At 34.8% G+C, this 24,476-nt stretch carries 22 protein-coding genes and 2 pseudogenes; 7 read left to right on the top strand and 17 right to left on the bottom strand.

Translation table 11 applies throughout. From position 1 onward, the window contains the following. Positions 1-204 precede the first annotated feature (204 nt). From asnB to AAFN87_RS04345, 4 genes are all read left to right on the top strand, one after another. The gene (asnB, locus tag AAFN87_RS04360; RefSeq protein WP_347789805.1) at positions 205-2,031 is read left to right on the top strand and encodes an asparagine synthase (glutamine-hydrolyzing); all 1,827 of its coding nucleotides are present in this window, start codon (positions 205-207) and stop codon (positions 2,029-2,031) included. Between the two features lie 16 nt (positions 2,032-2,047). Further along, positions 2,048-3,046: a C39 family peptidase gene (locus tag AAFN87_RS04355; RefSeq protein WP_347789804.1), complete on the top strand. Its 999-nt coding sequence runs from the start codon at positions 2,048-2,050 to the stop codon at positions 3,044-3,046. Between the two features lie 90 nt (positions 3,047-3,136). Beyond that, positions 3,137-4,552 carry a SulP family inorganic anion transporter gene (locus tag AAFN87_RS04350; protein WP_347789803.1) on the top strand — a complete coding sequence of 472 codons (1,416 nt, stop codon included), beginning with the start codon at positions 3,137-3,139 and terminating at the stop codon, positions 4,550-4,552. A gap of 13 nt (positions 4,553-4,565) precedes the next feature. After that, on the top strand, positions 4,566-4,982 hold the full coding sequence (locus AAFN87_RS04345; protein ID WP_347789802.1) for a universal stress protein: 417 nt from the start codon (positions 4,566-4,568) through the stop codon (positions 4,980-4,982). Between the two features lie 207 nt (positions 4,983-5,189). On the opposite strand, the gene AAFN87_RS04340 is transcribed toward AAFN87_RS04345, so the two are convergent. Next, a complete protein-coding gene (locus AAFN87_RS04340) occupies positions 5,190-5,738 on the bottom strand; it encodes a GNAT family N-acetyltransferase (protein ID WP_347789801.1) in 549 nt (182 codons plus the stop codon). Between the two features lie 486 nt (positions 5,739-6,224). Between AAFN87_RS04340 and AAFN87_RS04335 the strand changes: the two are divergent. Then, positions 6,225-6,538: pseudogene (locus tag AAFN87_RS04335) on the top strand (transposase); the annotation flags it as partial. 213 nt (positions 6,539-6,751) lie between these two features. Here the strand turns inward: AAFN87_RS04335 and AAFN87_RS04330 are convergent. The 4 genes from AAFN87_RS04330 to AAFN87_RS04315 form a co-directional block, all read right to left on the bottom strand. Further along, positions 6,752-7,111: a hypothetical protein gene (locus AAFN87_RS04330; RefSeq protein WP_347789800.1), complete on the bottom strand. Its 360-nt coding sequence runs from the start codon at positions 7,109-7,111 to the stop codon at positions 6,752-6,754. A gap of 236 nt (positions 7,112-7,347) precedes the next feature. Beyond that, positions 7,348-7,710 (bottom strand): hypothetical protein, encoded by a 363-nt coding sequence (locus AAFN87_RS04325; protein ID WP_347789799.1) that lies wholly within the window; start codon positions 7,708-7,710, stop codon positions 7,348-7,350. Positions 7,711-7,958: 248 nt separating this feature from the next. After that, a complete protein-coding gene (locus AAFN87_RS04320) occupies positions 7,959-9,326 on the bottom strand; it encodes a DUF4179 domain-containing protein (protein WP_347789798.1) in 1,368 nt (455 codons plus the stop codon). Next, positions 9,319-9,840 (bottom strand): sigma-70 family RNA polymerase sigma factor, encoded by a 522-nt coding sequence (locus AAFN87_RS04315; protein ID WP_347789797.1) that lies wholly within the window; start codon positions 9,838-9,840, stop codon positions 9,319-9,321. Before AAFN87_RS04315 ends, AAFN87_RS04320 begins: the two co-directional genes overlap by 8 nt. Before the next feature lie 571 nt (positions 9,841-10,411). Between AAFN87_RS04315 and AAFN87_RS04310 the strand changes: the two genes are divergently transcribed. After that, positions 10,412-11,635, top strand: coding sequence for a NupC/NupG family nucleoside CNT transporter (locus tag AAFN87_RS04310; protein WP_347789796.1), 1,224 nt, complete (start codon positions 10,412-10,414; stop codon positions 11,633-11,635). Between the two features lie 177 nt (positions 11,636-11,812). On the opposite strand, the gene AAFN87_RS04305 is transcribed toward AAFN87_RS04310, so the two are convergent. Together AAFN87_RS04305 and AAFN87_RS04300 are read right to left on the bottom strand one after the other, a co-directional pair. Continuing rightward, the gene (locus AAFN87_RS04305) at positions 11,813-12,421 is read right to left on the bottom strand and encodes a uridine kinase family protein (RefSeq protein WP_347789795.1); all 609 of its coding nucleotides are present in this window, start codon (positions 12,419-12,421) and stop codon (positions 11,813-11,815) included. A gap of 169 nt (positions 12,422-12,590) precedes the next feature. Further along, positions 12,591-13,115 carry an SMI1/KNR4 family protein gene (locus AAFN87_RS04300; RefSeq protein WP_347789794.1) on the bottom strand — a complete coding sequence of 175 codons (525 nt, stop codon included), beginning with the start codon at positions 13,113-13,115 and terminating at the stop codon, positions 12,591-12,593. Between the two features lie 1,044 nt (positions 13,116-14,159). On the opposite strand from AAFN87_RS04300, the gene AAFN87_RS04295 reads away from it, so the two are divergent. Continuing rightward, complete coding sequence (locus tag AAFN87_RS04295; protein ID WP_347789793.1) at positions 14,160-15,065, top strand: DUF4261 domain-containing protein; 906 nt, start codon at positions 14,160-14,162, stop codon at positions 15,063-15,065. Positions 15,066-15,469: 404 nt separating this feature from the next. Here AAFN87_RS04295 and AAFN87_RS04290 read toward each other — a convergent pair whose 3' ends face one another. The 10 genes and pseudogenes from AAFN87_RS04290 to leuD all read right to left on the bottom strand — a co-directional run bounded on the left by AAFN87_RS04290 (position 15,470) and on the right by leuD (position 24,469). Next, a complete protein-coding gene (locus AAFN87_RS04290; RefSeq protein ID WP_347789792.1) occupies positions 15,470-15,961 on the bottom strand; it encodes a GNAT family N-acetyltransferase in 492 nt (163 codons plus the stop codon). 64 nt (positions 15,962-16,025) lie between these two features. After that, positions 16,026-16,121: pseudogene (locus tag AAFN87_RS04285) on the bottom strand (GNAT family N-acetyltransferase); the annotation flags it as partial. Positions 16,122-16,293: 172 nt separating this feature from the next. After that, a complete protein-coding gene (locus tag AAFN87_RS04280; RefSeq protein WP_347789791.1) occupies positions 16,294-16,824 on the bottom strand; it encodes a ClbS/DfsB family four-helix bundle protein in 531 nt (176 codons plus the stop codon). A gap of 249 nt (positions 16,825-17,073) precedes the next feature. Beyond that, positions 17,074-17,688 (bottom strand): YqeB family protein, encoded by a 615-nt coding sequence (locus AAFN87_RS04275; RefSeq protein WP_347789790.1) that lies wholly within the window; start codon positions 17,686-17,688, stop codon positions 17,074-17,076. A 195-nt stretch (positions 17,689-17,883) separates the two neighbouring features. Then, positions 17,884-19,740 (bottom strand): MFS transporter, encoded by a 1,857-nt coding sequence (locus tag AAFN87_RS04270; RefSeq protein ID WP_347789789.1) that lies wholly within the window; start codon positions 19,738-19,740, stop codon positions 17,884-17,886. Positions 19,741-20,125: 385 nt separating this feature from the next. Beyond that, entirely contained in the window at positions 20,126-21,460 is a 1,335-nt protein-coding gene (locus AAFN87_RS04265) for an amidohydrolase family protein (RefSeq protein WP_347789788.1), read from the bottom strand. A 361-nt stretch (positions 21,461-21,821) separates the two neighbouring features. After that, positions 21,822-22,262, bottom strand: a complete 441-nt coding sequence (locus tag AAFN87_RS04260; protein WP_347789787.1) for an NUDIX hydrolase — start codon at positions 22,260-22,262, stop codon at positions 21,822-21,824. A 234-nt stretch (positions 22,263-22,496) separates the two neighbouring features. Beyond that, positions 22,497-22,943, bottom strand: coding sequence for a hypothetical protein (locus AAFN87_RS04255; RefSeq protein ID WP_347789786.1), 447 nt, complete (start codon positions 22,941-22,943; stop codon positions 22,497-22,499). Positions 22,944-23,016: 73 nt separating this feature from the next. Then, complete coding sequence (locus tag AAFN87_RS04250) at positions 23,017-23,505, bottom strand: NUDIX hydrolase (RefSeq protein ID WP_347789785.1); 489 nt, start codon at positions 23,503-23,505, stop codon at positions 23,017-23,019. A 373-nt stretch (positions 23,506-23,878) separates the two neighbouring features. Next, positions 23,879-24,469 carry a 3-isopropylmalate dehydratase small subunit gene (gene leuD / locus AAFN87_RS04245; protein ID WP_347789784.1) on the bottom strand — a complete coding sequence of 197 codons (591 nt, stop codon included), beginning with the start codon at positions 24,467-24,469 and terminating at the stop codon, positions 23,879-23,881. Positions 24,470-24,476 lie beyond the last annotated feature (7 nt).

Raw genomic sequence — 24,476 nt, 5'->3', positions numbered from 1 at the left:
GCAAAGTTACAACTTTTTTTTTGATTATCTACTCAAATTGCTACTAAAAGCTTTAAAAAGTTGAAATTTTTATGCATAATACAACAGTAAGAGTTTATTTAATACGAAAAGGCAAATGCGCCACATTACTTAAGCTCGAAAAGATTAATATGAATGAATGACATCCTCACGATGAAAATGCATGAATTAAGGAGAATAGAAACTATGTGTGGATTTACTGGATTTATCGGTGAGGTAAATAACGCCTCAACCGTACTTGAAAATATGATGAATCAAATTTTACACCGCGGACCAGATAGCGGAGGTAAATTTAATGAAGGGCCAGCAAACCTTGGATTCCGACGACTAAGTATTATTGACTTAGCGCATGGTTCACAGCCTTTATATAATGAAGATGAATCACTTGTATTAACATTTAACGGGGAAATTTATAATTTCCAAACAATTCGCGACGACTTATTAACGAAAGGCCATATTTTCAAAACGAATACGGATAGTGAAGTACTGATTCATGGTTATGAAGAATATGGGACAGATTTAGTAAAAAAACTACGCGGAATGTTCGCGTTCGTTATTTGGGATCGTAAAAATGAAAAGCTTTTTGCTGCGCGTGACCACTTTGGTATTAAACCATTTTATTATGCACAAATGAACGGCACATTGTTTTTTGGTTCAGAAATAAAAAGCTTCTTGCCGCATCCGAATTTTACAAAGGAATTAAATAAGCAAGCATTAAAGCCGTATTTAACATTCCAATATCCTGTGTTAAATGAAACGTTTTTCAAAGGCGTTTATAAGCTTCCTGCTGCGCATTTTATGACGTATGAAAATGGCAAGTTAAATGTTGAGCGTTATTGGGAACCGACATACAATGCGGAAGAACGCCCTCTTGAAAAAATTATTGAAGATATTGATGATGTTGTACGTGAGTCTGTTGCTGCGCATACAATTGCAGATGTTAAAGTTGGTTCATTCCTTTCGAGTGGTGTGGACTCAAGCTATGTGGCAAGTGTATTACGCCCAGACAAAACATTTACTGTCGGTTTTAGCGCAGAAAACTTCTCTGAAATTGACAATGCTGTGGAACTTTCAAAAGAGCTTGGCATTGAAAATGTTAATGAAATTTTGAATCCTGACGAATGTTTTGGAGACCTTGGGAAAATTCAATACATGATGGATGAGCCACACTCAAATCCATCCATTGTGCCGTTATACTTTTTAGCACGTTTAGCACGTCAGCACGTAACGGTTGTACTTTCTGGTGAAGGTGCTGATGAATTGTTCGGTGGCTATGATGAATATACAGATACACCGAATATGAAGAAATTTAAAAGCATGCCTGCCCCTGCTCGTGCATTAGCATCAATTGCAGCTGCCATTATGCCAAATAGTAAAATTGGTGGCTTAGTAAAGCGTGCAAAAATGCCAGTTGAGCAGTCATTTATCGGCCAAGCACGTATTTTTGAAGAGGACGAATCAGCAGCTATTTTACAAGCTGACTATAACAATGCCCCTTCTGTTGCGGACATTGTGAATCCGTACTATAAAAAATTCCAAGGGCATGACGATGTAACGAAAAAGCAGTTACTCGATTTAAATTTATGGTTAGTAGATGATATTTTACTGAAGGCAGATAAAATGTCGATGGCGCATTCAATTGAATTGCGTGTACCGTTACTTGACCGTGAAGTTATGGATGTGGCGGCTACGGTTCCTACGCGCTACCGTGTGAATGACGAAAATACAAAATACGCATTCCGTAAAGCGGCCGGTGAAGCATTACCTGAAGCATGGGCAAACCGTAAAAAAATCGGCTTCCCTGTACCGATTCGCCATTGGTTACGCGATGAAAAATATGTGTCACATGTACGCGCTATGTTTAGCAGTGACGCAGCAGCTGAATTTTTCGATCGTGACAAAATTTTAGCACTCCTAGATTCACATGTATCAGGAACAACAAATAGCCAACGAAAAATTTGGTCGATTTACATGTTTTTAGTTTGGCATAACGAATATTTCGTAAAGCAATAAGAAAGGAAGGCTATGTATGAAACAACTGAAACACTCTTATATGCTGACGTTGCCTTTATGCATAGCTTTACTTGTTGGCTGTCAAAATAATCAGCTTGCATTGCGGGCTGTTAGTAATCATGAAATCGCCAATTTTTCTGATGATTTGACAGTATATGCAGTGGAATATTATAGTCGTACAGCGATTCAAAATATTGAAATTGCCATTGAAAATTTTGAGACAAAAGAAGAAATAGGTAGCGCCTTTGCATCTAGTGATGGCGCTGCAATTTTTGATATGCTGATAGAAAACGAGGCTTACGAAGCAGTTATATACCGTGTTGAAAATGGAATAAGAACTGAGCAATCTCGGCAAGCTTTTGTATTTGATAAAAGTAAGCCACATGTATTTGTCGAAACATTTTATCCGCATGCTGAGGGCGGTTTAGCTGTACCAATTGTTTTACAAAATCCGGAGCTTCCTAATGGCTGTGAAATTACATCTTTGACAGCTATGTTAAATTATTTCGGTATAGTAGTAGATAAAATGACAATGAAGCGAGATTATTTACCACGTGAGAAAACCGAAATACGTGATGGCAAGCGTTACGGTCCAGACCCAGAAATCGCTTATGCTGGCAACCCCGCTAGTGCAACAGACGGTTTTTATGTTTTTGCTGAACCGATCGCTATTGCTGCCAACCAAATATTATTTGAGAATAATAGCAAGTTAGCCGCGCAAAATAAAACAGGTGCCACAAGAAATGAACTTATTAATTTAGTTAATGAAGGCTATCCTGTGTTAACTTGGGTAACAATTGACTGGCAAAACCCTCGCACAAATAGCTTTTGGCTAGTAGAAACGACAGGTGAACGACATCCGATTTATAGTAATCTCCACGCTGTTGTGTTAACAGGTGTTGAAGGTAATAATGTAACCATAATGAATCCATTAACAGGCTATGAAACTATAGATATAAATACGTTTTTCGATAGCTATGAAAGTCTTGGATCCCATGCTGTAGTCATTAAATAAGGTAGTATGCTGAATGAAAATACAGCACACTACCTTTTCTAATGAAGGAAAAATTGAAGTAAATTTATTTTTTGTATAAGGAGATTTTTCATGTATTCATTACGTAAGCAATGGTTTGGGAATGTGCGTGCTGATGTTTTAGCTGGACTTGTTGTCGCACTAGCACTTATTCCTGAAGCAATTGCTTTTTCCATTTTAGCAGGTGTCGATCCAATGGTAGGATTATACGCCTCGTTTGTCATTGCAGTGACGATTAGTTTTGTGGGAGGTAGACCCGCAATGATTTCTGCCGCAACCGGTGCTATGGCATTAGTTATCGTGTCATTAGTAAAAGATCATGGTTTGCAATACTTACTTGCAGCGACCATTTTAACTGGAGTTATTCAAATTTTATTTGGTGTTTTCAAAATTGCACGTTTAATGAAATTCATCCCAAATGCGGTCATGATAGGGTTTGTCAATTCTTTAGCCATTTTAGTTTTTATCGCACAAACTCCACATTTTATCGGTGGTAGTATGATGACTTGGCTGTTTTTACTCATTACCGTCGCCCTTATTTATGTCATTCCATTTATTATTAAAGGAATTCCGGCTCCGCTTATTGCAGTCGTAATTTTATCGGTTGTAGCAGTCTTTTTTGGTGCAGACTTAAAAACTGTTGGCGATATGGGTACCATTACACAAAGCTTACCTTCCTTTTTCATTCCCGATGTGCCGTTGAATTTGGAGACATTGCAAATCATTCTCCCCTATTCTATTGCATTAGCTATTGTCGGATTAATGGAGTCATTACTGACAGCGGCCATTTTAGATGATATGACCGATTCAAGTAGTGATAAAAATAAGGAAGCTCGTGGACAAGGTATTGCCAATATAATAAACGGCTTTTTCGGTGGTATGGCTGGTTGTGCGATGATTGGACAATCGGTCATTAACGTTAAATCTGGAGCAAGAGGTAGGCTCTCCACATTTGTTGCAGGTAGTTTTTTAATGTTTTTAATCCTTGTATTAGGTGATTATGTTGTTCAAATTCCGATGCCTGTTTTAGCTGGTGTAATGATAGTTGTTTGTATTACCCAATTCGATTGGAGTTCATTTAAATACGTAGTAACAGCACCAAAACAAGATGTTTTTGTCATGTTACTAACTATTGCGGTTGTTATTTATACACATAACTTAGCAATAGGTGTTATCTCTGGTGTATTAGTAAGTGCCTTATTTTTTATTAGTAAAATTTCAAGTATTACTATTCACGAAAAAAATAATATTCATTATGTTGAAGGTCAATTATTTTTCGCCTCAACAGAAGGTTTTATCTCCTATTTCAAGAATTTATCTATTGAACAAGAGTCTATTACAATTGATTTTTCCAATAGTCGCATTTGGGATGACTCAGCAGTGGGAGCCCTATTGAAGGTGAAGCATACGCTACCTTGTGAAGTGCATTTTATTGGAATGGATCAATCGAGTACCGCTATTATGAGACAAATAATGGATAAAAAATAAGGAGGTATTACTAATGTATCAACATATAGTAGTAGCTGCGGATGGCTCAGATAACGCATTTCGTGCAGCAACTGAAGCTGCTAAAATCGCGAAATTAAGCAATGGTCGCATAACAATTATTTATGTTGCGGATTTTGAAAAATCAAAAACTGATGTATTACATGCTACTTCAGCTGAAAGTTTATATATGGAGCGACGAAAAAAACTCAGCAATATAGAAAACTTATTGCGTGAACAACAGATCCCGTATAAGATAGAAATTTTGCGAGGAATAGCTGGTCCTGAAATTATTAATTATACAAATAACAATGCGGTTGACCTTGTAGTGATCGGCAGCAGAGGCTTAAATAGCTTGCAGGAAATGATGCTCGGTAGTGTATCTCATAAAGTACTGAAGCGAGTAAACTGCCCTGCTCTAATCGTAAAATAAATCGATTGATAATGGGAACTAGCTATTTTTCAACGTAGTTACAAAAATCATGATATGCAAAAGAATTCACCCCCTTTTCAGTGAGAGAACCGCCAAGTCTCTTCTCCCCAAAATAATGGGTAGTAGTGTCTCGTTTGGCTTTTTCCTGCAGAAGTGTCGCGAATTCTTTTGTTTAGGTAAGTCGTAATTTATTATAAAAATCTAGAACTATTTCATCGGATTAATAATACCGTAAAAAACAATATCTTCAAAAGAATCGTTTTTATAAACATGGTCTTTTAGAGTACCCTCGTATGTCATTCCACACTTCTCCATGATCTTTCCCGATGCAGGATTTGATGTAAAATAACGTGCATAAACACGATGATAATTCTTCTCTTTAAAAACAAACTCTATTATTGCTTTGGCTGCTTCTGTTCCATATCCTTTACCCCAATATTCTTCTCCTATCCAGTAAGCAATCTCACCATTTTTATGTTGTTTATGATTGGATATACCAATAGCTCCGTATAACTGCCCACTATTTTTATCTGTAATAGCGAATTCATACATTCGATCCATTTCAAAATTTTGCTCATGATTTGCAATCCATGAGAGCGCACATTCTAAAGGATAAGGATACGGTAAATTTAAAGTACTTTTGTAAATATTGTAATTATTACACATTCTGCTAACATCTTCTGCATCAGATTGTTTAAAGAGACGTAGAAGTAATCGATCCGTTTCAATTGTTTTTTCTGCTTCAGTATAAATCATTATTTTCACCCCATCTAAAATCTTGTATATCAATTATTCTTTCGTATTTCTAATAATTGTAAAATATTTCAACTAGATATACAATAACTTTCTAATAATTATAAATATTAACAAAAAACGAAACTTGGTCTATTTCATTTCTTTACTTCCGTTTTATCTATTAAGTTCTTATACTAACCTGCCAAGTTTAATCCATAGCAAAATAAGCTGTCTAAATGACAGCTTATTTCCGTTCCAGGCGCTCCCTTTCCGCAGGCACGTCTTCAACTAATTTTTGCGGCGAACCGCCGCAAAAATGGATTTTCCGCGCGTGCGACTGTCGCTCTGCTTTCGCCGCAGAAAACATTGCTGTTCCTGCTCCTGCGATTACTCGTCGCAAATAATATTTGCAGGAGTGTCGCGCCTTCCACTCCAATCAACTTGTATTGGCTAAAGATAAAATATTCGACTCTTAACTTGCTGAAAATACTTGAGGTGATGATAAACATGATTACGAAAAACCAAATCAATGAGCGTGAACAACTTGAGATGCTGACAATTGACCAGCTTGTTCCAGAAGACCATCTTGTACGTAAACTAGATGCAGCGATGATTTCAATTTTATTTATCCATTAGTAGAAAACTTGTACGCTACAGTTGGGCGACCAAGTATTGATCCCGTTGTGCTATTCAAAATGACATTTATTTAATATACATTTGGTATTCGTTCAATGCGTCAAACTATAAAAGAAATTGAAACGACCTTGGCTTATCGTTGGTTTTTAGGATTTGGATTTCATTCGGAAGTACCGCACTATTCTAAGCTTGCCAATTGGACATGGCAAGCTCCAGAAATGGTATAAATCAGAATACTCGTAGGGTTCTTTTGATTAAAATAAGACTTTAGAATACCCAAAATACTTACAAAAATACAAAAGGTCTTTAGAACGAGACCGTTCTGAAGACCTTTTGTCGACAATCTGAAGCTGTCTAAATGACAGCTTATCTTCTGCTATTGCCCCCTACCTATGTAGTTATAAGTTATCGTCAATCGCTTGAATTGCTAGTTTCAAAGCTTTAATTCTTCTTTCTAAAAGCGTTCTTTGGGAACTACCAGGCTTTGACTTAACATAAACATTCTCAATTGAAGGAAATAAACCAATAAGAACTTTGCGAGCTTCTGCTAAATCTTCTTGGGTGTAATAATGAGGACTTTGATTCCAAACGTTTTCTAGCATTGCTAAGCCGGTGCAAACAGCTTTGAGTCGTTTCTTTACTAAGGTAGTACTTACCCCTTTCTGAGTCATCTGGGACAATGCTTTTTCGAGTTTACTTTTTGTGGATTGTAAAGATTTTATTGATTCCAATTTATCTTCATTTGATACGGTTTCCATAATAGGACTGTCCTTTCTTCGTTTCTTAATTATTTTGCTAGATATTTGATATAAGAATCTAATTTCACTCGCAATATTTTAACATAAATAACCGACTCTTTTTATAAAGGATTTCTCAACAACCTGGTCCTAGTTGAACACCAGTTAAATAACACTTTTCAACTAAACCGCTTCTATAACACAAGAGGCGATTGCTCTAATTGAACAATCACCTCTTTAGCATATTTATTACAAAATTAAACACCAAAATGAATCATCCATTTACTTTCTTTTATTGCTTCAGCTATTTTTTTCATCAATTCTTCAAGTTCTTTTGATTTGTACTCATCGTTTGCTTCATAAACAATATTTAAAAATTGTCTATGAGAACTAGGTGGTATCAATGTTATGCCAAAATAGGCGAGATTTTTATATGATCTATTAGTGTTATGTGCGAATGTCTCTAGTTGATGCATTTTTTCACCAAAATCCTTAGTCATAAGTTCATCAAAAAGGTCACCATCTACACCTATGCAATCATATTTTTCAGGTTCATAACTAACATACTCTTTATTTTTTTCAATACATTCAACTATTCCAAACTCGTGGATATAAGCCAAATTAACACATCTCCTAAGTTTTACGATTGTATCCTCTTTTTTCAAAAAACACCTTTATGATCCTCTTTAGAGCCGTCTAATTAGCTTAATGTTCTTAAAGTAACGCACTTGTTGGTTTAAGTACAATTATTCACAATCTCAATTTTCTTTTTTTTAATTGATCTTCATTAATTAATTTACCAGTAATTTTAAAAAAACAGCTCTTTGTTATTGCCTGAAAATGAAAAAATATCCAAAACCCCATTTTTCTATTTAATTTCTATCTCCACATCTTCTTCTATCCAGGTTGGATAAGAATGTAATTCGAATCGTAAAGGATTTTCAATTGAATCCTTCGGAAGTTCAAATTCGAGTTTTATTCCTTTTTCAGCCGTTTTCATCAATGATCCATTTACATCCCTTACCTTTGGCATTGGGTTAGTATGGTCGTACTTTATAAAAAATTCTTTTCCTTCATTATCTACAAAACTTGAGGATACTAACATTGTGTAATCCCCCTGCACATCCATTATAAAACTAACTTTATTATTCTCAACTTCTAGATTTGTAAAAATCGACTCTTCGGGCTGTTTCAAAAACTTTTTCGATTCAGTATCAATTAGGATATAAGCATCATCTTTATCAATTGCTTCTATTTTTCCAAACACTAGTTTTAAGTTATCAGAGTTATTTAAGTAAGGACTTTGGAGTGAAATAGTCCATTCATTTCCATCTATACTTCTAAAAGCAGTCCCAATATTATTGAAAATCCATTCATCACCAATATCATTAATAAATTTCAAATTGCGGAAAGAAAAGATTTTTTTGGAGTTATTCGGGTCGATTTTTAATTTTACTTCTGCACGAATAGGGTTGATCGTAACTCTTTCAACCTTAATTCGTTGCCCTTCAATCGTAACTTCCTTATTTAAATCAATTGTTTTACTTACTACATCAGTCTTTTTTAACTTAAATGGAATTTGGAATTGCTCAACTTTATCTCCATTCTTTAAGCCAATTGACCATAAAAGATTACCATCCCATAATATATGATTTTCATAAGTTTCAAGTGTCATCATGGAACTAAATACTTTTTCTTCAATAGTTGGTGGAGCCGAACTCCAAAATGTAGTATCACTTACAGGTAATTCTCTGTTATATTCATTATTTAACTTTAAATAATCGATTTCTAAAGGTAGATTCTTCTTTTTTGAATGTACAGAGTAAAAAATAACCATACCTTTCTTATCCGCCATTACCCCATCAAGGGTCACTGTAATCCCCCCCTTATTTTGAGAAAGATTTAATGGTTGATAAAAGTCGTTTTCAACTGCTGCGGTTAAGCCCTTATCTTGTTTTATAAGTTCAACAATACGTTCCATCCCTGGTATAGATGCAAACTTATTAGCAAAAGCAGGGGATACATTCACAGATGTGATAAACGAGATGAGAAGGATAGCGACAATACCTATTGACCATGAACTCCGTTTTATTAACTTGGTTCTTTTTAACAAACGTTCTTTTTTTGCTTTCTCGAACCCACTTTGTACGGCAGAATATAACTTGTCCTTTGATACTTCGACTTGATCAATTGATTTCTTTCTCTGCTCCAACTTCTTTTTTTCCTCCTCAAACACTTTTAACCTCTCCTTTCTCTTCAAATCTTGCCCTTAGAGACCGCAATGCTTTATGTAGGCGTGTTTTAATCGTTCCTTCAGGGGTATTCCACATAACGGCGATCTCCTTTATTTTCACCTCTTCAAAGTATTTCAAATGCAATAACTCTCTTTCGTAATCGGATAAAGTTAAAAGTGCCTCCTCAACCTCTAAAAAAGTAAAATCTTCGGTTATTCCTTGTATACTAAGTATTCTTTCCTCCAGCACTTCCCTCTTACTTTTCTTGATGACATCTTGACAATAATTCATCATGATTCGGATTAGCCAAGTTTTAAAATAAGTAGGCTCCTTCACCGTTTTAATACTTTTATAAGCTCTATATGTCACTTCTTGGATAGCTTCTAGTGAGTCTCCTTCATTCTTCAAATATGAGAAAGCTGTTCGATATAATGCTTCCTCATATGAATGCATTAATGCTAGAAATGCCTCATTGTCACCTTTAATCGCTTTCTTCACTAGTATTTTCTCGTCCAAAATTTCACCTCTTTTCATATGTCCCTATATATTAGACCTACAACTTCGAAAAAAGTTTTAGAAAGAAAAGAAATATTTCCCAATATTCATTTTTTATAACCTATCACCGTACATTGCCTGTTATTTATAAAATTAAAAAGTCCAGTTCACTTTACTGAACTGGAACTTGTATTTAATGCTACAAGAATAGATTCATTTAAAAATCCATTATTGTTATACTAATCCAACATTTCCCTTACCGTTTCTGCTGTAGCCATATAATATTTCAATCCAAATAAACATTTTTCAACATTTATATTATTCGACAATTCCAGCCAAAACCCTTTTACACTAAAATGCCCCGTGAACATCCACCCATTCCCGATAATTAACAGTTTCTATAAAAAGTTATTAATCCCTTCTTACGCTAAGCTGCCTAAATGACACCCTTGACAATATGTACATTTCCAGATTTTACTCGATAAATTTTATATTTTTTTAAAATTCCCCTCTTGCAAAAAAATTATTGTATTGATATATTAATTTCGCATAAAAATTATATTACTGTTTAATAATATCATGAGGTGACATAATGAATTATTTATGGGGAATAGTAGGGATTTTATGTATTTTAGGTATTGCCTTTCTTTTCTCTACTAACAGACGAAAAATTAATATTCGCACGGTAGCGGTGGCACTAGCAATACAAATTTCTTTTGCGTTTATTGTGTTAAAATGGCCACTAGGACGCGCAGCTTTTCAAAAAATAACCGATGGCGTTAATGCGATTATCGGATACGCAAATGAAGGAATTAACTTCCTAGTTGGTGGTCTTTATACACCAGAATCAGGTATTACCCATGTTTTTTTATTTAATGTTTTAGGGATTATCGTTTTCTTCTCAGCATTAATCTCTGTTTTGTATTACTTAGGAATTATGCAGTTTGTAATCAAATATGTTGGCGGTGCCCTCTCAAAACTGTTAGGCACAAAAAAAGCTGAAACATTTTCTGCGACTGCAAATATCTTTGTAGGTATGACTGAAGCTCCTTTAGTGATAAAACCTTTCATTAACAAATTAACTACATCAGAATTGTTCTCCGTTATGGTATGCGGTTTAGCTTCTGTATCGGGGAGTGTATTAGTAGGATATTCTTTAATGGGTGTTCCTTTGGAATATTTACTTGCGGCAAGCGTAATGTCAGCACCAGCTGGACTAGTACTTGCTAAAATTATGATTCCTGAAACGGAACAAAGCCACGAAGATGCGGAAGACTCTGATATGTCAAATGACGAAGAATCTGCAAACGTAATTGATGCCGCTGCAAATGGTGCATCAACAGGTCTTCAATTAGCACTTAACGTTGGTGCAATGCTTCTTGCATTTATAGGCTTAATCGCATTGCTTAATGGATTTTTAAGTTTAGTTGGTGGTTGGTTTGGTTTTGATCAACTATCTATCGAATTAATTTTAAGCTATATCTTTTCACCTTTAGCTTTTGTAATTGGTGTACCGTGGGATGAAGCCTTAATAGCAGGAAACTTTATCGGTCAAAAACTAGTCATAAATGAATTTGTTGCATACAGTAATTTTGGACCGATTATTGATACTTTATCTGAAAAAACAGTGATCATTATCAGTTTTGCCTTATGTGGTTTTGCGAACCTTTCTTCTCTAGGTATATTACTTGGAGGACTTGGAAAGCTTTCACCAAAACGCAGACCTGACATCGCCCGTTTAGGTGTAAAAGCTATTATAGCTGGTGCATTAGCATCTTGTTTAAGCGCAGCTATTGCAGGTATGATTATTGGATAATAAAAGAGATAATTGAGAGGTAATCGAGATTATTATTACTTTATAACTATGCTTATTAATTATTAAAAAATGAATATCGTGAATAACAAACGACATTAAATTCCATTAATGTCGTTTGTTTTATTTTAAGGAATACTTCGCTTGTTTTTGACCCCCCGTTAGTTGAAAACTTCTCTTTTACTTAGTTCCGTCAACAACAATATCAGCACTTTCATATGGCTTATGTTTTTCCACATAAATATCTTCTGAAATCATCCAATTATTTTCCCACATTTCACGGGCTTCTTCTCCGTCTCTATCTAGACCTCTTGAAAGACGTTTTTCTCTTGGACAATCAACCCATATTTTGAAATCGTATTTATCTACTAATTCTTTTCGAATAGAATATACGCCTTCGATTATTACAATGCCACCAACAGGAACAGTATGCCACTCTGCTAAGCTATCCGTTTCCCAATCGTACCGTTGATAATGCCCTTCTTTTTCTTGGCTAATTGGTTCCAGCACCTGATTTAAAAGACGTTTCCAATCAAAATCAGCACCAATAGTTTTTTTTGTCGGATGTGTATTTATAATTTCAGAGGAAGGAAGGTAAAAATCATCCTTATGAACAATCGTTACATTAGAACAGTCTTCTTTTATTTTGTCAGCAAACGTACTTTTTCCAGAACCTCCACAACCGTCTATCCCTATCAAGAGTGTAGATTGCTTTCTAGAAATTGCATTTATACCATTTACTAATTGTTTGAAAGAACTAAATTGCCCTTTTATTATTTTAAAATTCATCTTATTTCATCACCTCATGTTATTCACAAATTTTGTTAGTTCTCTATCCGTCATATAAGACCTTTACTTATTAAATTTAACTGCTCCGTTAGCCCAAAAACCGACTGCGCTAATTGAACAATCGCCCTTTGTTAGTTTAATTGTTTTTTTCACAATCCCTTAATATATATTAAATTTCTTCATTCAAACAAATCTCTATAAATTCAAAAATATTCTTTGCCTCAATAGAACGACTTCCCCAATCATGCCAAAAGTATAAAACCTGTCCTACCACCCCAGCTTCAGATGGATCTGTATCAATGCAAAGATAATCACCACCACCATTAACTGCAATTGGAACCCATTTTGAGTTCCAAAGAAACGGCTTAAGCTCTTTTTCAATATCTGGCTCTAAATCATCATCTGGATCGAATTCTTCTTGTAAAAAAATCCAATTATCTATAATTTCAGAAGTAGGTGATAGAGTCAAATTTCTCACAAATGGATTCACCCCAGTTTCCCAAACTTGTCCGTTATATACCCTGTAAAAGCTCTTCATTTCTTCAGGCAGTATAACACCCAGTGTATCCTCAAGAAGTTGAAACTCTTCATCACTTGCACCCGACTGAAGATTTAATAATTCTTTAAAGTTACTTCCGTTATTTGAACCTCTTTCAATAATACGTTTCCATAACCGCTCAGCTTGATTTATCATATTTTTAATCTTCCCCTCATGTCTCAAATGTGAATTTTCTCTTATTCAAAATTAGATTTTTTTCTATAAATATACTTTACCATAAAAACCCATTAATATTATTAAAGTATCCTGCTGGATTAGCACAATAAAAAAAAGAGCTGTCTAAGCAGCTCAGTGTTCTTAAAGTAACGTCCCCGTTAGTGAAATACGTCTCTCTCAACATTCCTTTTATCCCATTAGACTCAAAAATCCAATTGTTATAATCATTGACCCAAAAGAAATTAAGCACACTATTGCAAATCGATTAAAAGTAATCTTCTTTAATTTACCTTTTCTATTCTGACTGTATAAAAACATAGTAAATATAATAACCCACGTTACCATTAAAATATAAAAAGAAACTAATATTTGATTTCACCACCAACCTATTAATTTTTCCGGAACCTTTAGCCATCCATAACTTTATATTATTTAACATAGTGGTTTTACACATGTTTGGTCGAGGATGCAATAGAAGGTGCTTGTTCAGCTAAACGGCACCGTTAGTTCAATATAGAAAAAAGAGCTGCATATGCAACTCAATGATCTTCAAGGAAGGATATCTATATCTTGATGAGCTTCGAATCCTTTACCTTCAGCTACTTAACTAAACTATCTGAGGCTAATGCCTTTTTACCACTGATTTAATGTTATCCGGCAGAGGTGTTTTATTAAAAACATTTTTCTTTTTATCATTACCATCAATCAATTCTTGTTGTCTTTCAATAACTACCAACGCTTGTATCTCAAAAAACGCCTTTTCAATAAAATTTCATCTTCTCTAGAATCGCCAACAATCTCGTCCGATTGCATAATACCAATTATTTCAAAACCATATGTTAAACTCAAGTCAATTTTTTATATAGAAAATTGAAAGATGTAAAATATTTCGACAATCACAATTGGAAATAATAAGGAAAAAGTATGATGGGCGGTTGGTAATTTTTCGTGTATTCTTGATGAAGTGGATGAACATATCAATATATGATTAAGAAAACAATACAGAATGAAGGAGAGTGCCTTATGAATGAAATCATAGAGCAGGAGAAAGACTTCGGGTTTGCTAGAGTTTATGCTATTGAACTGCTGTTTAAAGAAAAGCCAGTAGTGGACCGCGAACTACTCTACAGCAAGATAGAACAATACATGGGGAAAACAGATCGACCACAAAATGAAATGAGTGGGTCGCTGGCAGTATGGGAGCCCTATGAGCAACAGGAGAACGGCGAAATGCTTCACTTCTTTCATTTGAATTATATGGTGAAATATGCAGAAGGAGAATTGCCTGCACAAACAACGCTTACTGGCATGAATATAGGTCCGATATCTGATTACGAAGCCGCTTTGCAGCAAAGTTGGCATTGGAATGAAGCAGGTCAAACGTTGCAAGAGTGTAGTCACGCGTTGTTACTTGTCGATATGATGGCATCTGGACTGGAGCCCCAAAAAAGATTGGAGCTACATACGAATGTTCTTCGTGCAATAGTGGAAACGGTCCCTTGCGCTGCGATTTATTTTAGAGAAAGCAATAAGTTGGTCGAGCCATCCATGTTTTTGGCTGCTATTGATGATGGCGAAATATTGTATGGTGCATTGAACATTCGGTTCTACAATGTTGAGGGGACTGGCAGTGACCGCCAGGAATGTCTCATGGATTCCATTGGGCTTGCTGCACTAGGTATTCCTGATGTGCAATGCCACTTCTATGATATGGATACCAATGAGGTTGCAGACTGCTTGACTAACTTTGCTTATTATTTGTTTAAGCAAGGTGATATTATCACAGATGGAGAAACGATGGGTTTTACAGAGGAGATGCGTTGGCGCTGCGAGCATCAATATGCATTGGCTGTTCCGCACCGCATAGTCATTGATTTTGATCCCGGTGAGGGCAACTATGCAGGTCACCAAGGTGGGTCTGAAGAATAGTTGCTCCTTTGGGTATGTAGTGATGTAGGTCCTTTCAATACAACCAAAAGTGCGGAACCTAATTTCAACGGTTTTAATCTTTGAGTACTAGTTTTATCAAAATTTGTGTCTAATGCTTAGACTTTATTAATAGGGCCCCTTAGATAATATCATACGTTATCAAGGTCTAAATCGAAAAAAATCAGGGATACTACATATTATACATGGCTAATATGTAGCATCCCTTTTATTTTATGTTTCACAATTGCGCCCGAATGTGGTATAAATATTATATTTTTGCTAAGACAGAGTTAACAAAACCGGTTTTTTCTTCTGGATATTTGTGTTTATTATGGGGCAAGCGTTGATAGCTTATATTTCTTTCAGATAAATGCTATTCTACAAGGATTCCTTTATTTTCCCATCTAGATTTCTAATTTCGCATGCACCGAATTATCCTGAATGATGCCTGTTTCTACAAAACCAAATGAAGCGTATAATTCTTTAGCTATGACATTACTTTTATGATAAAAGAGGTCTACATATTGTGCTTCCCCATTTGGCATAGTTTCAATATCCGCCAACATTTTTTCAAATGCAAGCTTGCCATATCCTTTCCCCTGATAACTCTTATCAATCATAAAATGCCAAATGAAATAGGTCTTCTTCCCGTAATAAACTTCATTTTGAAATGATTCATGATCCGTCGTATCATAAATATACATCAAAAATCCAACCATAGTATCATCAACATAAATGGCTAGTGGAGTCGCTGGTATCCCGTCTGCGTTCAACATATGAGCATCTGCAAAGCTTCTGAGGTTAGTAGTTTCTATTAAGTCTTCCTGGTTTTCTTCAACATCAAGCGCTATTACTTCATCTATGTTATCCCCGTCTATTTTTCGTAATTCAATCATCTTTTTATCTCCTCTCTAAGTCAAGCCACTTTCACACACGGCATAAGACATTCCAACTATCAATTTTACATGTATCATCATTATTATAAATATCAAATACATCCTGTAAATCAGTACTCTTAAAAGGTCTAATTATTAATCTTTCTGTTGTGATTTCCAAGTTAGCTCTCCACCCTTACATTCATTCTACAAAACATTTTTTATAGTATTTAAAACTTCTTAGATTTTACCTTGATTACATATTTTACCATAGTAAATAAAAATCCTTATTCCCTAAACGCGCCGATTGCGGAAGATTGTAATTGAAGAAAAGCACAGTTAGTTTGAGTACATTATTTTACAAACTGGTCCTCTTCCACTTCTTTTATAGACTTTGCAATTACTTCACATTTTTTTATAGCCCAAATATAATGGTCGGAAGTGTTTGCTGCAAAATAGCTGTATAAATTACTTGTTTTTGTCCATTTATAATGCTTTTTTGTCATGATTTGTTCATTGGTATGTAATTGAATTAGTTCCATCACTCGTTCATGACTTAACTTCAATTTTTTTATAGCTTGATTTAATGTTACATCTTGATAGTTTTCCCAAATTCGCATATTGAGTAGCCCTATAGTACGCCATTTATAACCAGGTGCTGGCATAAAAGGGATATCACCATTCATTCCTTCTCTATACCATCTTTCCAGCATTGCATGCCATTCATACAGGTGCATTAAAACATCGCGAAAACTCTTATCCCTTTCTTGAGTTTCAATGGAAATCCCCCTTTTTCTACTAGGTACGGATTCAATTATCTCAAGTAATGTATTAAAGTTTTTGTCACTATTCAGTAATAGAATTTCTTTTTCATTTCTAGTCACCTCGGTAGTCCCCTCCCTTTTGTTATATTTTAACAGATATTACCTTTTAATTTTGATTTTAAAGTTAAAATATTGATGATTTAAGCTGATTTTGTTTTTTCAATTTATGCTGTTAGTTGAATATACCTTATTCCAGATAATGGCCCTATTGCTGAAAAAGGCACAATTCATCTTCAAGAATTGCGCCCGTTTGCTTTATAAACTTATTTGAAATATATTATGTAATCATTAGTTCTAATGAAAAATCCTTTATAGATTTGGTGTAACAAACCTCCAATATTGCTTTGTATCATCATCTTTTACTATTACCCCTAGTTTGGATAATTCATCACTAATATCTATTATTTCGTCTTTCTCTTTGTTCTTTATAGCAAGTGCTCTTGCTTTCATCAATGCATTTGCAGCGGTTGATAACTCTTCTGTGCTCGCTGACCATAACTTAAAACAAGTTTTATATGGATCAATTAAACTGAATGGATAACTATAATTTCTAAATGCATTTTTCAAAGTTTCTTTTCTTATATCATAAGATTCACGTAGTAGTTCGTGACCAGAGGTGCCCACTATTACTAGTTCATCTTCGTCATAATAAATTTCTTGTATTTCGTCTCGAATGAATGTAAGACTCTCTAAGCCGTTATCAATTACTATGCTGGAATTTGAAATTGATACTGTTGGACTCTTGCTCAACAATATTATTACTAAAAAAAATCCAATAACTAGCCCGATAATAATTAATAATAAAGTAGCCCATTCGCCAAATGTGGAATTTAAAAAATCCGTAATTTTAGTTATGAGTGAAACCCACTTATGATTAGAAAATCTCTTAAACCGCTCCGTTCGTACGATGGATAAATCCTCCATTTATTAAACGATGGCGCCCCCATTGAAGCAATTCATAGTTTAATAGGGCATGAAAAAAGTGAATGGAACTGTACTTTTAAAAAAAAAACAGAAAATCTAGACACATTAAAAGGTGTTGTTCTAATAATCTGGCCATTCCATGCAAAAAAGACGCTATTCCTAAAACGGAAATGCACCCGTTTCCAGGATATTAGTTTAAATTTGCAGCGCAGTTTGAAGGTATAATTTCAAAGCTTTTATCTGTCCTTCTGTGTCAGCTTCTTTTTTTCCAGCAAGATTTGTCTCCAATAAAATACCATCGGTAACATTTATCATAAAGGTAGCAATTGTAGTTAGGGGCTGTTTTGGATTAAATTCACCTGTGTCCACTCCTTTTTGAAGCATTTTGATATAGTTCTCCCTTGCACGATTGAAACGTGAAAGTAAATACGGAACACGCTCCATTCCTTCACTACGCCATCCTGTGACGAAATATTCATAAGTAACTGCACTAATTTTATGAAATGAATCTTTATTGTACTCATCTAAAATAGACTCTATAGTTTCCCAAACAGTTTGATTACTTTGGATAAGATTATGAATTTTCTTTTCAAACTGTTCGTCCCTTTCATTCAAGATGCTTTTAAACATCTCTTCTGTACTAGAAAAGTATTGATATACCCCGCCTCGGCTCATCCCAGATACTTCAACAACGTCTTTCATAGTTGTAGGTTCGAAACCTTTCTGACAGAACACAGTTTCTGCAGCCTTCAATATTTCAAGCTTGCGGTTTTCTTTGTATTGTTTCGACACTTTAGGTGACATTCGAATCCTTCTTTCAATAGGAGATTTTATTATGATCGTTAACAAGCTAACTGCAATTAAAGATGTGCCTGACACAATAAATGTCGTAATAACACCAAACAATTCGGAAAGAATTCCACCTGAAACCATTCCAATCAATGTCCCAAGTGTAGTCATACTGTTGATTATTCCGAAGACACGGCCAGTTTTATCTACAGGAGTACTTTTTTGTGCAATTATGTTTAAAGGTATAATCGCCGATCCAAAAGAAAAACCAGCTAGAAAAAATAGTATAGGATATGCAATTGAAAGAAATGTAGGGGGAAGATGAGACATAAGAGCAAGAGCTACTAGTGAAATTCCAAGTCCTAATGCACCGAAAAAAATGCAACCTAGTGTCGAACGAATATGCTTTTTTGTATATATTGCTGATGCTACAAACATACCGCCGCCACTAGCAGCCATACTATACCCCGCCACGGTTACAGGATCTTTAAAGATACCCCTTAAAAGGACCATGAATTGAGTATCGGCGATTTGTAAAACTAGAAGCAACAATGTAGTAATAATTAAACTAACTAAAATGACAGGAATTGTTTTTAAGAAAGAGAATCCTTCTTTCATTTCTACCAGGAAATTAGAAGTAATATTCAATTTTTGCTGTTCGTCTTCTTCAACCATAACATTTCGATGGTCCTTTGGAACTCCAAGTAAAAAGAGTGCTGATATAGCAAACGTAAGAGCATCAATATAAAATGCCAATTGGATGCCTGCAGTCGCAAAAATCATTCCGCTAAGTACTGGACCAATTATTTTTGCCCCATTATCAATCATCCCACTGATTCCCATTGCAGCCTGCATTTGATCATCTTCTACGATTTCTTTTAATTTACCATTTTTTGAGGGAATAAATAATGCTACAAACGAACTTTTTAAAAATAATAATATAAATACTTGCCATAGTTGCGTTGAAAATGCAACTCCAAGAACAAGGACTAAACAAAATAGATCGGAAATCAACATAATTAAACGTCGGTCAAAACGATCACTTAACACCCCGCTCAAAGGGCCAAACAAAACCATAGGACCTACAAACAATAGCATTACACCAGACACTGCAATTGGTGAAGCATTCCACTTTACAGCAACCAAAGTAATTACAGCCAAAATATCCAACCAGTTCCCAATAGCCGAAACGCTCTGGGAGGCAATCAAATACAAAAAAGCCTTATTTTTATATAGACGTTTTGAATCAGAACCACTAGTCATCCTCATTCCCCCATTCACGAAATTTAAACTGACACTATTGTCATTATTATAAAATGACAGTAGTGTCAGTTTCAAGAGCTAAGTATGTTTATTTATGACAAAAAGGTAAGGAAGGATGCGATTTCATTATTACTTTTGCCATAAAAAAACCCCCGTAAAAGTTAGATTGATGTCTAACTTTTACGGGGCAGTTCAAATAATACTAAGTTCTTTTGCAGGGATTCAGTTTCATAACTGTACGATTATATATTATATCTGTACATCTACAAAGGTAAAGGGAGCTTTATCCAAGAATTTAGTGTAAAAACATCATCAAATTCTGCTCATAATATCCACATTAATTTCTGGCTGATCATAACTATAGCCATTAGACAGTCCCTCTCATTTAATCCACTCCTAATGCTTCCCATACTTTCGTGAATTCAGCTATTGATTTTTCCACTTCCTCTTCACTCGGAATATGGCTCAGTATATCCTCTTGCGTATACGCTTTACCGCCCTTCACGATGGTATGGATATCCTGTGTATGTTTAATATTATCTAATGGATTGTCGTTTAAAATAACTAAATCAGCAATAAATCCTTCTTTAATTACACCAATATCATCCAGATTGATCGATTTTGCCGCATTTACTGTCGCTGCTTGTAAAGATTCCATTTCAGTAAAGCCAATTTCCACAAATATTTCAAGTTCACGGTGTAAGGCCATTCCCGGGTATGTATACATTAAGGCAGGCGTATCCGTTCCAGCAACTACTGTTCCACCCATATCATAGTAGATTTTAGCAATGGCTTTATCTAAGTTATGTGTTTTGGCATTATATTTTTTTATCGACTCTACATGTTCCGCTTGTTGATTCCAATATTGCATAATGTAATTTATCTTTGAAGCAGATTCTATGATAATATTTTTAGGAGACCAAAATTCAGGATATTTGATAGATTGATCGTAAACAACCATTGTTGGGCATAATTTCACATTGTATGCCAACATTTTTTCACAAAGTTCCTTAATTTTTTCTTGATCTGGGTTTTCCCAATCGATATGAAGCCATTCCTCTTGGTCTACAAATAGATTCCATCCCTTATACATCTCATGTGCAAAACCAGATGCATGTTCAATCCAAGTAACCCCACACTCAGCTGCATCTAAAGCAGTTAAATCTTTAGAATTCACCAAATCAATAGCAACTTCCAAGTTATACTTCTTCGCCTCATCTACAGCCGCTTCCATCACGTCTCTTTTAATCCATCCATACAATTTAACAAACTTTGCGCCTACTTCTACTTGTCTACGAACTTCTTTTCTCGCTTCTTCTGGATCGTCTGTTACGAGAGCACCAAAACTAGTTGGACCCCATTGACCAGGTGTTCCGTCAATCATTCTGTCTGATGCATAAATTCGTGGTGTTGGTGCATCATCAGGTTGTTCAATTAAGTTCTTTAGTAAAAGGACATTACCTGCAGTATTACGTATTGTCGTTACCCCTGATGCAACGAAATGGGGAGCAAATCGATCATTAATATGACAATGCATATCGATTAAGCCTGGAATAATATATTTACCTTGAGCATCAACCGTATTTACCCCTTCTGGTAACACGTCTTCTTTTTTATATATTCTTTTTACCATATTTCTTTCTACTTCAATTGAACCTACATAAGAACCTCCATTTTCCACATCAATGATTGTTCCATTTTTAATAATAAAATTTCTCATTTTTTTACCTCCTGAAATTTGGTCTATTTAATTTTTATGATTATTCATGTAGTAGTTTTTTAAAGAGTTAGAGGAAATGATGTGTTTTTTACCGTTGCTTGCCATGTGTACAATGTGTGTTGGCATTTTCACATTTTTTCTCCTAATTTACTATACTTACTAAAACAATCCTGCTCCGTTAGTGGTATAAATTTTCAGAATTATACGTTTATTCTAACACTAAAACTATAATCCTGAAAATATTCTTGGAAAAATAATGGAACCGTGGACCAACAAGCAATTAAGCAGCAATTAGTTTGATGTTCAACTAAACTGCGTCATTATTACAAGAAACGATTGCTCTAATTATATAATTGCCCTGTTACTTTAAGTGCAAATCTTTACAATGTTCAAAGAAAGCTAGTGTCTTTTCAAACAATTTTGGTTGAACCTCAAAATAAGTAAGGTTATTAGGTAGATTATTGAATAATTTCACTTCGTCAATTTCTGATATTGGCATTTGACCAATTTCCTTTACCTTCGCAAAGTATAACCTTCCAAAAACCTTACTAGTAGAATCATCCATTGAATAGTCGCAAATCGGAACTAAATCAACTATTTTACACCCTGTTTCTTCAAATAACTCTCTTTTAGCTGTTTCAATAATTAGTTCTCCAGGTTCTCTATGTCCACCAGGAATTTCCCACGACTTTCGGTCTTTATGTCTTACATATAGCCACTTATCCTTATAAATAGTACTTATAACTGCAAATTTCAACTCATTTTCATTAACTAATCCCATATCATAAAATTGAATTTTCATTTTTTTCACCTCAAGTATTACTACTACTTTAAATAATTCTTTACACTATGGATTATCCCTTAATCAACTACCTACTTTGTTAGCTTAAGTACATTTCTTCACAATTATATAGTTGTATTGTAATAATTATCCAATGAAATATCTCGCCTATTTTACAATTTCTTTTATCTTCGACTTCCACATGCAAGAAGCGATTGCTCTACTTGAACAATCGCCTCAATTAGTTTGACAAGACTACTTAACTTCAATTACAAAGACATAACTGGAACTGCCCTTTTTCCATTGTCCATACACACTATAAATATAAACACCTTTTTCTTTTGGCACTAAAAATACGTCGTCTTCGTTTAATGGGACGTCTTCTATTTCGTCGTGACTAGACCATTTATTAACGCCCAATTCTTTTGGTTCACGATTAAATTCTATTTTTATTTTAGCTTCAGGTGATACAAGTACCGGTTTAAGTTCTTGATGCTCAATTATTTCTGGTGGAGCAATAATATCGACACACTTAGCGGTAATAACCCCGCTCCAACAATAAGAACCTTGTGCCACTTCTACTTTATTACTTTCAATAGTTATAGTTGGTTTAGGTGGTTTCAAGTTAAATAACCCATCAATAAAATAAATTCCCACTATCAACACAACAACGGCTAATAAAGAAGTAAAAAACTTTTTCATTCACTTCCCCCTTATTGTTTTAAAATATCTAATTCCAATAAACTACGCCGTTAGCTTTACTAGAACAAAAAATTCATTTATACACTTTCCATTCTTTATAACATTCAGCGTCTATACCTAGCGTGTTTGTTTTTATCCATTCAAATGCTTTAAGAACTAATGGTGAAGCATTATCAACTGATACATCTTCCTCCGATACCCATAAAGCGCCAAGTGAATCTTGGCCTTCAAATTGTAGTGGTTCACTCAATTCTCCACCAATTCTATTAACTAAATAATATACGGCGATATGATGAACATCAGTAAAACCTTTCCAGTCCCAAGGTAGTTGAAAATCTAAAACACCAATATTTTTTAGGATTTCAATTTCAACGCCTGTTTCTTCAAGAAATTCTCTTTTCATTGCATTTGATAAGCTTTCACCCGTTTCTAAGCTACCACCTGGCAGATCATAACGGTTTATATAAGGTCCCCCATTTTTATTTATTACTAATAGGTTATTATTTTCCACACAAATACCATATACACCAAAAGCTCGGTGGTAATTTTGTAATTTCTGCACTATATACTCCCCATTCTCTTAAATTAGACTCATTATTTAATTCTTTTTTTATGTAGAAGAAAACATGAAAAACATAAAGTTGATGCAGATGCTATTTACTTGTAAGGCACAATTTACATCTAGATGTTAGCGTTCATGATTTCTCGTTATATCTTATATTACCTTATTTTTAGTTTATGGGAATTATTTGAAGATATTTTATTCATAAAGAGAAGTATATGGAAAGGTAATATCTTGTTTAGAATAGCCTACTGAACTCCTATGGGAAAGTGAGCGATAAGTTTCGGAAAACTAGAAAAAGACTGTAGACAACTCGTTTTTCCGAGTTTTTCTACAGTCGAAACCTGATTTCATTTCTCAAGGAGGTTAACTATTATTCAAATACTACTCTCTTAGCCTCGTAAGCTGCAATTTCGTCCTCGTACTTAAACGTTAACGAAATTTCATCCCAGCCATTTAATAGCATTTCTTTGTAATAAGGGTCGATCTTGAAGTGGTACTCTTTACTTGCAGAAGTTACGGTTTGTGCTTCAAGATTAACTTCAATGGCCTGCGCTTCTGATAAGCCTTGCGCAAGTAATTCATCACATTCTGCTTCTGTTAACTTAATAGGTAAAATGCCGTTCTTGAAGCAGTTATTATGGAAAATATCCGCAAAACTTGGTGCGATTACAACGCGGAAGCCGTAGTCTAAAATAGCCCACGGTGCATGCTCACGTGAAGAGCCGCAGCCGAAATTATCTTGGGCAACCAAAATTTCAGCTTTTTTATATTGTTGTTTATTTAAAACGAAATCAGTCATTTCATTACCCTGTTCATCAAAACGCCAATGGTAAAATAAATATTGGCCAAATCCTGTGCGTTCAATACGCTTTAAAAATTCTTTAGAAATAATTTGGTCTGTATCTACATTTTTGCGGTCAAGTGGTGCATACACACTGTTGACGATATTAATTGGTTCCATAGTATAC

This window comes from Solibacillus sp. CAU 1738 (genome assembly GCF_039888725.1).
GTDB lineage: Bacteria > Bacillota > Bacilli > Bacillales_A > Planococcaceae > Metasolibacillus.
This window is presented reverse-complemented; position numbering and strand designations above follow the sequence as displayed.